At 72.1% G+C, this 12,209-nt stretch carries 11 protein-coding genes; 7 read left to right on the forward strand and 4 right to left on the reverse strand.

Features of this window, described 5'->3' with window-relative positions:
* Positions 1-83: 83 nt before the first annotated feature.
* The 3 genes from ACGF5O_RS13225 to ACGF5O_RS13235 are packed head-to-tail and all read left to right on the forward strand — an operon-like array spanning position 84 to position 4,626.
* Positions 84-908: an FAD binding domain-containing protein gene (locus tag ACGF5O_RS13225; RefSeq protein WP_393809975.1), complete on the forward strand. Its 825-nt coding sequence runs from the start codon at positions 84-86 to the stop codon at positions 906-908.
* Complete coding sequence (locus tag ACGF5O_RS13230) at positions 908-3,634, forward strand: molybdopterin-dependent oxidoreductase (protein WP_393809976.1); 2,727 nt, start codon at positions 908-910, stop codon at positions 3,632-3,634. Before ACGF5O_RS13225 ends, ACGF5O_RS13230 begins: the two co-directional genes overlap by 1 nt.
* A complete protein-coding gene (locus ACGF5O_RS13235) occupies positions 3,631-4,626 on the forward strand; it encodes an antibiotic biosynthesis monooxygenase (protein ID WP_393809977.1) in 996 nt (331 codons plus the stop codon). Before ACGF5O_RS13230 ends, ACGF5O_RS13235 begins: the two co-directional genes overlap by 4 nt.
* Positions 4,627-4,644: 18 nt before the next feature.
* Here ACGF5O_RS13235 and ACGF5O_RS13240 read toward each other — a convergent pair whose 3' ends face one another.
* From ACGF5O_RS13240 to ilvA, 3 genes are all read right to left on the reverse strand, one after another.
* On the reverse strand, positions 4,645-5,424 hold the full coding sequence (locus ACGF5O_RS13240; RefSeq protein ID WP_393810137.1) for an ABC transporter permease: 780 nt from the start codon (positions 5,422-5,424) through the stop codon (positions 4,645-4,647).
* A gap of 17 nt (positions 5,425-5,441) precedes the next feature.
* The gene (locus ACGF5O_RS13245) at positions 5,442-6,458 is read right to left on the reverse strand and encodes an ATP-binding cassette domain-containing protein (protein WP_393809978.1); all 1,017 of its coding nucleotides are present in this window, start codon (positions 6,456-6,458) and stop codon (positions 5,442-5,444) included.
* 216 nt (positions 6,459-6,674) lie between these two features.
* Positions 6,675-7,904, reverse strand: a complete 1,230-nt coding sequence (gene ilvA, locus ACGF5O_RS13250; protein WP_393809979.1) for a threonine ammonia-lyase — start codon at positions 7,902-7,904, stop codon at positions 6,675-6,677.
* A gap of 164 nt (positions 7,905-8,068) precedes the next feature.
* Between ilvA and ACGF5O_RS13255 the strand changes: the two genes are divergently transcribed.
* The 3 genes from ACGF5O_RS13255 (at position 8,069) to ACGF5O_RS13265 (ending at position 9,615) form a co-directional block, all read left to right on the forward strand.
* Positions 8,069-8,569 (forward strand): MarR family winged helix-turn-helix transcriptional regulator, encoded by a 501-nt coding sequence (locus ACGF5O_RS13255; protein WP_393809980.1) that lies wholly within the window; start codon positions 8,069-8,071, stop codon positions 8,567-8,569.
* 294 nt (positions 8,570-8,863) lie between these two features.
* Positions 8,864-9,370 (forward strand): sigma factor-like helix-turn-helix DNA-binding protein, encoded by a 507-nt coding sequence (locus tag ACGF5O_RS13260; protein WP_393809981.1) that lies wholly within the window; start codon positions 8,864-8,866, stop codon positions 9,368-9,370.
* Positions 9,367-9,615, forward strand: coding sequence for a hypothetical protein (locus ACGF5O_RS13265; protein ID WP_393809982.1), 249 nt, complete (start codon positions 9,367-9,369; stop codon positions 9,613-9,615). The genes ACGF5O_RS13260 and ACGF5O_RS13265 overlap by 4 nt, the downstream gene beginning before the upstream one ends.
* A gap of 46 nt (positions 9,616-9,661) precedes the next feature.
* Here the strand turns inward: ACGF5O_RS13265 and ACGF5O_RS13270 are convergent, their stop codons facing one another.
* Positions 9,662-10,819, reverse strand: coding sequence for a cystathionine gamma-synthase (locus ACGF5O_RS13270; protein WP_362595138.1), 1,158 nt, complete (start codon positions 10,817-10,819; stop codon positions 9,662-9,664).
* 119 nt (positions 10,820-10,938) lie between these two features.
* Here ACGF5O_RS13270 and ACGF5O_RS13275 point away from each other — a divergent pair, with 119 nt between their 5' ends.
* Positions 10,939-12,057, forward strand: a complete 1,119-nt coding sequence (locus ACGF5O_RS13275) for a hypothetical protein (protein ID WP_393809983.1) — start codon at positions 10,939-10,941, stop codon at positions 12,055-12,057.
* Positions 12,058-12,209: the final 152 nt, after the last annotated feature.

Consider the following 12,209-nt stretch of genomic DNA (forward strand, 5'->3'; position numbering starts at 1 on the left):
GCCTTGTCGTACCCCGGCGTAAAATGACCCGAGGGTGTGTGTGGGTGCCCGCCTGTCCCCCGTAGGCGTAGGTCACGGTTCTCATGGACCTCAACACCATCACCGAAGTCATCCGGCGACCGCCCGAGCGGCCGGGCGCGGAGTGGCGGCAGGGTGATGCCTGGCTGGCGGGCGGGACCTGGCTCTACTCCGCGGAGCAGCCGGAGCTGCGCCGGCTGATCGACCTGACGGCGCTGGGCTGGACGCCCCTGGTCCCGACGCACGCGGGGCTGGAGATCGGCGCCACCTGCACCGTTCGCGATCTGTACGCCTTCCCCTGGCCGATCGGCTGGACCGCGGGGCACCTCTTCCGGAGCAGCTGCGAGGCGTTCCTGTCCTCGTTCAAGGTCTGGAACGCGGCGACCGTCGGCGGCAACATCTGCCTGTCCCTGCCCGCCGGTCCGATGATCACGCTGACGGTGGCGTTGCAGGCGCGGTACGAGCTGTGGGCGCCCGACGGGTCCGTGCGGTTCGTCGACGCCCTCGACTTCGTGACGGGCGACCACCGCAACATCCTCGCCCCCGGGGAGCTCCTGCGGCGCGTCACCGTCCCCGGGCACGCGCTGCGCAGACGCACCGCGCACCGCCGTTTCACGCTGACCAGGCTCGGCCGCTCGACGGTGTTCCTCGTCGGCACGCAGCGGCCGGGCGGCAACGACCTGCAGCTCACCGTCACCGCCGGCACCACCCGCCCGGTCCGCCTCGCGTACGACTCGCTGCCCGACGCCCGGACCCTGCGGCAGGACATCGACGGCCTGCCGGCCGGCCTGTGGTTCGCCGACCCCAACGGGACCCCCGGCCACCGCCGTCATCTGGCACGGCACTTCGCCGAGGAGATCCGCCGCGAACTCACGGCTGGGGACCTGTGATGAGCTACCTCGTGAACGGCGCGGAATTCGACCGGGAACCGGCCCCCGGCCAGTGTCTGCGCACCTTCCTGCGCGAGCTGGGCCACTTCGGCGTCAAGAAGGGCTGCGACGCCGGGGACTGCGGCGCCTGCACGGTGTGGCTGGACGGCGTCCCCGTGCACAGCTGCGTCACCCCCGCGTTCCGCGCGGAGGGCCGTGAGGTGACCACGATCGAGGGACTCGGCGGACCCGGCGCCCCGCATCCCGTGCAGCGGCGGTTCGAGGACGCCCCGGGGTTCCAGTGCGGCTTCTGCACCGCGGGCATGATCATGACGGCGGCGGCCCTCACCGAGGACCAGAAGGCGGATCTGCCCCGGGCGCTCAAGGGCAACCTGTGCCGCTGCACCGGATACCGGGCGATCGAGGACGCCGTACGGGGCGTCCGCGCGGTGGAGACGGCGGCACCGGGCCGGGCCGTCGGGACGAGCGTGGGCGCGCCCGCGGGCCGTGACGTGGTGACCGGGCACGCCGAGTTCACCATGGACACGCACATCGAGGGCCTGCTGCACCTCAAGGTGCTGCACTCGCCCCACGCGCACGCCCGGATCCGCTCGGTCGACAGGCGTGCCGCGCTCGCGGTGCCCGGCGTGCACCGGGTCTACACCTGGGAGGACGTGCCGCGCCGACGCTTCACCACGGCGATCCACACCGACCACCTGGTCGACCCCGACGACACGTACATCCTCGACGACACGGTCCGCTTCGCCGGCCAGCGGGTCGCCGCGGTGCTGGCCGACACGGTCGGGGCGGCCGAGGAGGGCTGCCGACGGCTCGTGGTCGCGTACGAGGAGCTGCCCGCGGTGTTCGACCCCGAGGCGGCGATGGCCGACGGGGCACCCCAACTGCACGGCTCCCACGACCCGTTCGTCCACGACCCGGTCCACAACGTCCTGCTGGAACTGCACGCGCACATCGGCGACGTCGACGCGGGGTTCGCCGCGGCCGACGTGATCCACGAGGGCACGTACCACTCGCCGCGGGTGCAGCACGCGCATCTGGAGACCCACGGCTCGATCGCCTGGCTGGCGGACGGCCGGCTGAACGTCCGCACCAGCTCGCAGTCGCCGTCGGTCGCCAAGGTCAAGCTGGAGCACCTGTTCGCGCTCCGCCCGGACCGGGTGCGGGTGTTCTGCAAGCGGGTCGGCGGCGGGTTCGGCGGCAAGCAGGAGGTGATCACGGAGGACCTGGTCGCGCTCGCCACCCTGGACACCGGACGGCCCACCTGCCTGGAGTTCACCCGCGCGGAGGAGTTCACCACGGCCTCGCCGCGGCATCCGATGACCCTGACGGTCCGGCTCGGCGCGAAGGCGGACGGCACGCTCACCGCCGTCCAGGTGCACAACGTGTCGAACACCGGCGCCTACGGCAACCACGGCGGCGAGACCCTGTACGCGGGCGGCGCCGCCGTCATGATCTACCGCTGCCCGAACAAGAAGTACGACGCGTACTCCGTCTACACGAACACCGTGCCGAGCGGGGCGCTGCGCGGCTACGGCATGACGCAGCCGGCGTTCGCCGTGGAGTCGGCGATGGACGAGCTGGCCCGGGCCCTGCACCTGGACCCGCTGGAGCTGCGCCGGCGCAACATCGTGCGGCCGGGCGATCCCCTGGTCGCCCTGCACGACGGCCCCGACGACGTGGTCTTCGCCGAGGACGGACCGGCGCGGTGCATCGACCTGGTGGACGCGGCCCTGGCCCGTACGGCGGGACAGCCGCCTCCCGGCCCCGAGTGGCTGGTCGGAACCGGCACGGCGAGTTCCCTGCACGAGACCGCGCCGCCGACGGAACACCTCTCCGAGGCCTGGGTCACCCTCGGCGACGACCTCGTCTACGAACTGGCGGTCGGGACCGTCGAGTTCGGGGAGGGCACCTCCACGGCCCACGTCCAGATCGCGGCCGGGCAACTGGGCACCACACCCGCGCGGATCCGTCTGGTGCAGTCCGACACCGACCGCACGGGGTTCGACACCGGCGCCTTCGCGAGCGCGGGCCTCTCCGTGGCGGGCAACGCCGTCCTGCGGGCGGCCGACGCCGTGCGCGACCGCATCCTGGCCTACGCCGCCGCGTACACGGGCGTCCATGTCGTGCTGTGCACGCTGGACGACGACGGCGTCGTCTGCGGGGACCGGCGGGTGCCGCTGGCCGAACTGGTCGCGTCGGCCCGGGCGCGCGGCATCCGTTTCACCGCCGCCCGCAAGGCGTACGGCTCGCCCCGGGGCGTCACCTCCAACACGCAGGGGTTCCGGGTCGCCGTGCACCGTGTGACGGGCGAGATCCGGATCCTGTACAGCGTGCACGCGGCGGACGCCGGGGTGGTCATCAACCCGGCGCAGGTCCGCGGCCAGATAGAGGGCGGGGTCGCGCAGGGCATCGGGTTCGCGCTGACCGAGAACCACCACGTCGACGGCGACGGCGTCATGACCAACCCGAACCTGCGGAACTACCGCATCCCCAGCTACGCCGACGTCCCCCGTACCGAGGTCCTCCTGGTCGGCTCGACGGACTCGGTGGGCCCCCTGCGGGCGAAGGGGATGGCGGAGTGCTGCATCAACCCGGTCGCCCCCGCCCTGGCGAACGCGGTGCACGACGCCACGGGCGTCCGCTTCCGCGCGCTGCCGCTGACCCCGGAACGCGTCTACGGCCGGCTCCCCGCGGAGCAGTCGGTGCCGACGGGCCGACGGCCGTGAACACCGGGCCGGCAGCCATGCACACCGAGGAGAACGCGGCCTCCGCGGCGACGGCGATCATCGGCCAGAAGGTGCTGCCCGGCAGGGAGCGGGAGTTCGAGTCGTGGCAGGAGAACCTCAACACCGCGGCCTCCCGCTACCCCGGCTTCCTCGGCGCCGAGATCTCCCCGCCGACACCGCTGCAACCCGACTGGGTCATCGTGTACCGGTTCGACTCGGTGGCCCACCTGCAGGCGTGGATCAACAGCGGGACCCGGCAGCGGTATCTCGACACCGGTGCCGGGTACTTCGACGGCCCGGCGACCCAGCAGGTGGTCAGCAGCGGCACCCGGTCACCGGATCCGCTGGTCACCGTGGTGGTGACGCACCGCGTGCGCCCGGACCAGGTCGACGACTTCCTCGACTGGCAGCGGCAGATGGTCCAGGCGGAGAGCAGGTTCGAGGGGTTTCGCGGGACCGAGCTCTTCCGTCCGGTCGAGGGGCTCCAGGAGGAATGGACCACCCTGTACCGCTACGACAGCGCCGAGCACCTCGACGCCTGGCTGACGTCGCCCGAGCGCCAGGAGGTCCTGGCCGGGGGCGAGAAGTTCAGCGACTACGAACTGCGCACGATCGACAACTCGTTCGGCAGCTGGTTCGCCTTCGAGGGCAACGGCCGGGACACTTCGCCGCCGCCCTCCGAGACCAGGACCTCCCTCGCCATCTGGGTCGGCCTGTACCCGACCGTCGTGCTGCTGTCGCTGGCCCTGTCCCCGCTGCACCTGCGGCTGTGGATCGGCCTGCTCGTGGGCAACCTGCTGTCGAGTTTCCTCATGAGCTTCCTGACCATGCCCTACTACGTGAACCCGCTGCTCGGCCGCTGGCTGCGGCCGCCGCCGGACGAGCCCCGGGCCCGGAGCGACCTCCGGGGCCTGGGCATCGTCGCGGCGGCGATGGCGTTCTGGGCCGTCGTCTTCTACCTCGTCACGGTCCGGTTCTGGACACTGCCCTGACCGGTGGTGCCGCGGCCGTCAGCCGGCTGCCCGGCGGTACTTGCGGACCGCGAGCGTCCGGAACGCCAGGATGATCACGACCGACCAGATCAGCGAGGCCCAGACCGGGTGCTGCATGGGCCAGGCGTCGGAGGCGTTGAAGCCCGGCGGGAGGTTCCCGAACAGCTCACGGCAGGCCTGCACGGTGGCACTGAACGGGTTCCACTCCGCGATGTGGCGCAGGAAGGCCGGCAAGTGGTTCGCGTCCACGAACGCGTTCGAGATGAACGTCAGCGGGAACAGCCAGATCAGACCGCCCGACGTCGCCGCCTCCGGAGTGCGCACCGACAGGCCGATCAGCGCACCGATCCACGAGAACGCGTACCCCAGCAGCAGGAGCAGACCGAAACCGGCGAGCACCTTGCCGATGTTCTCGTGCGTACGCCAGCCGACGATCAGCGCGACGACCGCCAGCACCACCAGGGTCAGCGCCGTCTGCACCAGGTCGGCGAGGGTACGCCCAGTCAGGACCGCGCCGCGCGCCATCGGAAGCGACCGGAACCGGTCGATGAGGCCCTTGTGCATGTCGTCCGCGATACCCGCACCGGCCCCCGCCGTGGCGAACGTGACGGTCTGCGCGAAGATGCCCGCCATCAGGAACTCACGGTAGGCCTGGGTCGAGGTGGACGAACCAACCGTGATCGAACCGCCGAACACGTAGGTGAACAGCACCACGAACATGATGGGCTGGATCAGCCCGAAGATGAGCATCTCGGGGATCCGGCCCATGCGGATCAGGTTTCTGCGGGCCACGACCATGGAGTCGTTCACGGCGCTCACTTCACGGCCTCCTTGCGGGTGTTCTTCTTGTTCGCCTGCTTGCCGGCCTGCTCGCCGGTGCCCTCGGGCTTCTCCTCGGCCACGTGTCCGGTCAGGGACAGGAAGACGTCGTCGAGGGTGGGGCGGCGCAGGGCGATGTCGTCGATCTCGATGCCCCGGGAGTCAAGCTCGCGGATGACCTCGGCGAGCAGCTTGGCGCCGCCGGTGACGGGCACGGTGAGCTTGCGGGTGTGGTCCTCGACGGTGGTGTCGCCCTTGCCGAACCCCGTCAGCACCTCCGCGGCGGTCCCTATGTGGTCGCGCTCGTGCACCACGACCTCGACGCGCTCGCCGCCGGTGCGGGCCTTGAGCTCGTCGGAGGTGCCCTGGGCGATGACCTTGCCGTGGTCGACGACCGCGATGTCGTGGGCGAGGTGGTCGGCCTCCTCCAGGTACTGGGTGGTGAGCAGCAGGGTGGTGCCGCCGGAGACCAGCTGCTTGATGACCTCCCACAGCTGCTGGCGGTTGCGGGGGTCGAGGCCGGTGGTCGGCTCGTCCATGAACATCACCGGCGGGGAGACGACGAGGGCCGCGGCGAGGTCGAGGCGGCGGCGCATGCCGCCGGAGTAGGTCTTGGTGGGGCGGTCGGCGGCTTCGGTGAGGTGGAACTGCTCCAGCAGCTCGACCGCGCGGGCCTTGGCCTGCTTGGCCCGCATCTGGTAAAGCTGGCCGACCATCTGAAGGTTCTCGCGGCCGGTGAGGTATTCGTCGACCGCAGCGAACTGTCCGGACAGGCCGATGGAGCGGCGTACCGCGTCCGGCTGTGCGAGCACGTCCACACCCGCGACGACGGCCCTGCCGCTGTCGGGACGGAGCAGGGTCGTCAGGCAGCGGACGGCCGTGGTCTTGCCCGCGCCGTTCGGCCCGAGCAGTCCGAGGACCGTGCCTTCGGGGACGTCGAGGTCGACGCCGTCCAAAGCCCTTACGTCGCCGAAGGTCTTGACCAGACCTTCGGCATAGATGGCGCCTGGCATATGGATCTCCACGTCGTCGGGGATGGTGCGCAAAAGGCTAGATATGCGGGCCTCGGTCCGCCTATGGTTTTCCGCCGGGCACGAAGCGGGCAGGGGCAGCGGGGGCCACGCGACACACCATAACGCGATGTATCGCGTCCGTCGACAGATTTCCTCGAACGAGTGAATGAACAGGTACTGGCCTGGACGTTCTCCGCCGGGGAACGGCCGCCGCGCTCAGTCGATGACCGTGTAACCGGCCTCGCGCAGGGACCGGCCGACCTCCGTGCAGTGGGCCGGGCCCTTGGTCTCCAGGTGGAGTTCGACCTCCGCCTCCGCCAGCCCGAGGCGGGGATCGGTGCGGACGTGGCTCACGTCGAGGACGTTCGCGTCGACCCCCGACAGCACCCCGAGCAGGGTGGCGAGCGCACCCGGCCGGTCGGTCAGCCGCAGTCGTACGGCCAGGTAGCGGCCCTGCGCGGCCATGCCGTGCCGCAGCACCCGCTGCAGCAGCACCGGGTCGACGTTGCCGCCGGACAGCACGGCGACGACCGGTCCGGCGAAGGTCCCGGGCTCGGCGAGCAGCGCCGCGACCGGGCTCGCGCCGGCCGGTTCCACGACCATCTTGGCCCGCTCCAGGCAGAGCAGCAGCGCGGCCGACAGCTGGTCCTCGCTGACCGTGCGGACCTCGTCGACCAGCTCCTCGACGAGCGCGAACGGCACGTCACCGGGCCGTCCCACCCTGATGCCGTCGGCCATCGTCGCCGGGTTCGCCACCGTGACCGGGTGCCCGGCCGCCAGCGAGGGCGGATACGCCGCCGCGCCCGCCGCCTGGACGCCGACGATCCGCACGTCCGGCCTGACCGCCTTCACCGCGACCGCGATCCCGGCCGCGAGCCCGCCGCCGCCGATCCCGACGACGATCGTGCCGACCTCCGGGCACTGGTCCAGGATCTCCAGTCCCACCGTGCCCTGACCGGCGATGATGTCCGGGTGGTCGAAGGGGTGGATGAACACCGCGCCGGTCTCGGCCGCGTACTCCTGGGCGGCGGCCAGCGTCTCGTCGACCACCTGGCCGTGCAGCCGCACCTCCGCGCCGTACTCCCGGGTGGCACTGATCTTGGGCAGCGGGGCGCCGTCGGGCATGAACACCGTCGAGTGCACGCCGAGCAGCGACGAGGCCAGCGCCACGCCCTGCGCGTGGTTCCCGGCGCTCGCGGCGACGACCCCGGCGGCGCGCTCCTCGGGCAGCAGCCCGGCGATCCGCACGTAGGCGCCGCGCAGCTTGAACGAACCGGTCCGCTGGAGGTTCTCGCACTTGAGGTGCACCGGCGAGCCGACCAGCTGGGACAGGTGCCTGCTGCCCTCCATCGCGGTCGCCCGCGCCACGCCCGTGAGCATCTTCTGGGCGCCCCGTACATCGTCGAGAGTGACGGGGCGCAAGGAGTCAGCCGTGCTGTAGCTCATGACTCAAGTCTCGCAGTTCACAGGCCGGAGGCGCGGGTGTGACCAAGCTCCGAGACCGGTTTGCGCAGCGCCGGTACGGCTCGCCCCCTGTCCGCGTACTCTGTCCCCCACATCAGCACTCCTTTTCATGAAGCGAGCCCCCGGCCATGCCCACAACACCTGAAATGTCGATGGACATGACGACCGTCGGTGACCCCGGCCTTCTCGACACTCTGCAGCACGAGGTGGCGGTGTTCGCCCGACGTGCCGAACAGACCCGGCTCGGCGGTGTCGGGCAGGTGCGCAACTCCATGGACCGCGCCGCGTATCTGCTGCTCAACCGCCTCGACAAGGAAGGCCCCATGGGGGTCAAGGCGCTCGCCGCGAGCATGGGCATCGACTCGTCCACGGTCACCCGGCAGGTGGCCCCGCTGGTCGACACCGGGCTCGTCAAGCGCACCTCGCACCCCGAGGACGGCCGGGCCGTGGTGCTCCAGCTGTCCCCGCGCGGGCTGTCGCGGCTGGAGGAAGTGCGTTCGTCGCGGCGCCAGTTGATGGCGGAGCTGACGCAGGACTGGGAGCCGGCGGAGCGCGAGGCGTTCTGCGCGCTGCTCACCCGCTTCAACAGCGCGCTGTCCGCGCGCATGGCGGTGCCGCCGGGCACGGACACCCCGCCGGCGACCTGACCGACCCGCGGCCTCCTGACCGATCTCGGTGTCCTGACCGACCGCAGGCGTGCTGACTGGCTGACGGCCTCCTGACCGGACCGCCGGCCTCCTGACCGTCCCTCCTGACCGTCCACCCGATCCGGTCGCGGCGGGGCTTCCCCGGGCATCCGCCGAGCCCGCCACGCGTGCGTGCCGCGCGCATCCGTCACGCGCGCGTGCCGCGCGGCTCTTGACCGTGGGCCCGACCCTGGCCTCATATGAGACCGGGCCCCGGCATACCCGTGTCCGGGCCCCCACAACCGGGGAGGGACGGTGCGCGATCGGCAGGCGCTGCAGGACGCCCGCCGGGCCCGGGAGTTCGAGGCGTTCGTCGCGGGCGCGGCGGGTCGGCTGCTGCATGCCGCCACCCTGCTGACCGCCGAGGCGCCGGACGCCAACCCCCGCGCGCGGCGCCTGCTGACCCGCGCGCTCGCGCACACGTACGCGTGCTGGGACCGGCTGCGCGGCGAGGACCCCTACGACCGGGCCCGTCAGTACCTCGCCCTGCGCTTCGCGAACACCGCCTGGCACCAGTACGGCGGCCCGCTCAGCCGCACCCGCCCGCACCCCGGCAGCGCCCTCGCCGGGCTCACGCCCCGGGAGCGCCTGATCCTGGTGCTGCGGCTGTACGAGGGGGTCGCCGAAGAGCAGACTGCGGCGCTGCTCGGCCTGCCCGCGGAGCGCGTGCACGCCCTCTGCGACCGGGCGACGGCCACCCTGCTGCATCCGCCGCGGAAGCCGACGCCGGCGGTGCTGGAGGCGAAGGTGGCGCCGTCGTGAACCGTGTCGAACGGGAGGCCGCGGCCCGGCGGGTCATGGAACGGACACCGCCCCCGGTACCGCCCGACCTCTACGGCGAGGTGGTGCGCCGGGGCGGCCGGATGCTGCGGCGCAGGCGCCGGGCCCGCCGCCTGCTGTGGCTGCTGCTGTGCGCGGCGACCGTGGTGTTCGCGGTGTGGGCGGCGACGGTGCATCCGTGGGTGGAGCCGCCGTCCACGACGACTCCGCCCATCGTCGGCTGGTGAAACCGCTCGTCGGTTGGTTCAGACCGCTCGTCGGCTGGTGAAACGATCAGCCGAGCGCCTGCTGGAGGTCTTCCAGCAGGTCGTCGACGTTCTCGATGCCCACGGACAGGCGCACCAGGTCGGCGGGCACCTCCAGGGCGGAGCCGGCCGCCGAGGCGTGCGTCATCCGCCCCGGGTGCTCGATCAGGGACTCGACGCCGCCCAGGGACTCGCCGAGCGTGAACACCTTGGCGCGGTTGCAGACCTCGACGGCCGCCTCCTCGCCGCCCGTGACCTGGAAGGACACCATGCCGCCGAACGCCTTCATCTGCTTGGCGGCGGTCTCGTGCCCCGGGTGCTCGGGCAGGCCCGGGTACAGGACCCGCGTCACGCGCGCGTGCCGGCTCAGCATGTCGGCGATCTTCGTGGCGTTCTCGCTGTGCCGGTCCATGCGCACCGCGAGCGTCTTGGTGCCGCGCAGCACCAGCCACGAGTCGAACGGCCCGGCGACCGCGCCCATCGCGTTCTGGTGGTAGGCGAGCTCCTCGCCGAGCGTCTGGTCCGACACGATCAGCGCGCCGCCGACCACGTCCGAGTGACCGCCCATGTACTTCGTCAGCGAGTGCACGACGACGTCCGCGCCGAGCGCGAGCGGCTGCTGGAGGTAGGGGGTGGCGAAGGTGTTGTCGACGACCAGCCGGGCGCCCGCGTCGTGGGCGACCTGGGCGACGGCGGCGATGTCGGTGATGCCGAGCAGCGGGTTGGAGGGGGTCTCCACCCAGACCGCCTTGGTCTTCGGGGTGATCGCGGCCCGCACGGCGGACGGGTCGCTGGTGTCGGCGACGGACCACTCCACGCCCCACCGGGAGACGACCTTCGCGAACAGCCGGAACGTGCCGCCGTAGGCGTCGTTCGGGATGACCACGTGGTCGCCGGGGCTGAGCAGCGTGCGCAGCAGGGCGTCCTCGGCCGCCAGTCCGGACGCGAACGCGAGGCCGCGCCGCCCGCCTTCCAGGGCCGCGAGGTTCTCCTCCAGGGCGGTCCTGGTCGGGTTGGCGCTACGGCTGTACTCGTAGCCGCCGCGCAGGCCGCCGACGCCGTCCTGCTTGTAGGTCGAGACCTGGTAGATCGGCGGTACGACCGCACCGGTGAGGGGGTCCGCCGTGTTGCCCGCGTGGATGGCGAGCGTCTCGAAGTGCTGACTGATGTGGTGCCTGTCGCTCATGGTGGACGAGCCTAGTGCTCCGACGGCCCCGGCGCGTTGTCCACAGGCCGGACCACCGTTTGTCCACAGGCCGGGGCACCGGTTGGCCAATTGTCGGCGCCGTCTGGTTCGCTTGACGCATGGCAATTCTCTGGGCCCTGATGGCGCTGCTCCTGCTGAGCTTCGTGCTGCTCCCCATCCTGCGGCGGCGGCGCGGCATGATCGAGCAGGTCCACCCGAGCCACCCGGACGCCGCCGACCCGGCGGACTACGGCTTCGTGCGCGAGGAGGACCTGGACATCCGCATGCCGGGGCCCGACCAGGACCTGCTGGACGTCCTCGACGTCGTGCAGCGCACCCAGGACTACCGGGCGGCCTCGCAGCTGCTCGCGGGCACGGAGATCACGGGCGAGCTGCGCTGGCAGCGCGTGCAGGCCTTCGCCGGCGCGGCGGCGCTGGAGCTGAAGGAGCGGCCGGGCGGGGTCAGCGAGACGCCGGGCGGGCAGTGGCTGCGGGTCTGGCGGGCCGAGCAGCCCAAGGACGCGGGCGGCGCGGCCGTCCACGCGGAGTTCCTGGTCCAGCAGGCATGGCGGACGTCGACGCCCGGCACCGACGACTTCCGGATCATCATGGAGGAGGCCAGGGACGCCTGCGGGCAGGCGGCACTGCTCTCCCCCGGCGACCCGGTGCCGTACATCGTCGAGCTGTCGGTGGCGCGCGGGCTGAACTACCCGCAGCCGGAGTTCGAGCAGCTGTGGCTGAAGATCCTGGACCGCGCACCCACGCACATGGGGGCGCACCTCGCGGCGCTGCACTACTGGTGCGAGAAGTGGCACGGCTCGCGCGAGCTGGCGTACTCCTTCGCCGAGGCCGCCGCCGCCCGCGCCCCGCAGGGCTCGCTGCTGGCCGCGATGCCGCTGTTCGCGGTCTTCGAGCACCTGCCCGAGGTGAACCTGGTGGCGAGCTTCTACCAGAGCGAGGTCGTCACCAAGGCCGTGCACGGCGCCCTGCACGCGGTGCACTCGGCCCGTCAGGACGACCCGATGCTCGCGCACGTCCGTCACCTGCTGGTCTTCTTCCTGGTCCGCTCGGAGCGCTGGGCGGAGGCCATGGGCGAGCTGATACGCGTCGACGGGCATGTCGGGGCCCTGCCCTGGACGCTGTCCGCGAACCCGGCCGCCGAGTTCGCCCTCTTCCGCGCGCTGGCGGTGGCGGGCTACGAGGCGAACGGCGGCAGCCCGGCGACGCTGCACATCTGAGGGGGGCCGACAAGAGAAGGGGGCCGCGCCGCGTTCCGGCTGCGGGCCGGTGGGGGCTCGGCGCGCGGTGCCTCCCCCAGCCTTCGGCCGGGGTACCCCGGCGCCCCTTACGGGGTTCCTGAGTCCCGTTCGTTTTCCGTTGGCCCCGTTCC

It is taken from the genome of Streptomyces sp. NPDC048291 (genome assembly GCF_043201715.1).
Lineage (GTDB): Bacteria > Actinomycetota > Actinomycetes > Streptomycetales > Streptomycetaceae > Streptomyces.

What these genes read in the sequence shown, in the direction of transcription:
- ACGF5O_RS13225 (WP_393809975.1), top strand. Translation starts at nt 84, where the DNA reads ATGGACCTCAACACCATCACCGAAGTCATCCGGCGACCGCCCGAGCGG.
- ACGF5O_RS13230 (WP_393809976.1), top strand. Translation starts at nt 908, where the DNA reads ATGAGCTACCTCGTGAACGGCGCGGAATTCGACCGGGAACCGGCCCCC.
- ACGF5O_RS13240 (WP_393810137.1), bottom strand. Translation starts at nt 5,424, where the DNA reads ATGGTCGTGGCCCGCAGAAACCTGATCCGCATGGGCCGGATCCCCGAG.
- ACGF5O_RS13245 (WP_393809978.1), bottom strand. Translation starts at nt 6,458, where the DNA reads ATGCCAGGCGCCATCTATGCCGAAGGTCTGGTCAAGACCTTCGGCGAC.
- ilvA (WP_393809979.1), bottom strand. Translation starts at nt 7,904, where the DNA reads ATGAGCTACAGCACGGCTGACTCCTTGCGCCCCGTCACTCTCGACGAT.
- ACGF5O_RS13255 (WP_393809980.1), top strand. Translation starts at nt 8,069, where the DNA reads ATGTCGATGGACATGACGACCGTCGGTGACCCCGGCCTTCTCGACACT.
- ACGF5O_RS13270 (WP_362595138.1), bottom strand. Translation starts at nt 10,819, where the DNA reads ATGAGCGACAGGCACCACATCAGTCAGCACTTCGAGACGCTCGCCATC.
- ACGF5O_RS13275 (WP_393809983.1), top strand. Translation starts at nt 10,939, where the DNA reads ATGGCAATTCTCTGGGCCCTGATGGCGCTGCTCCTGCTGAGCTTCGTG.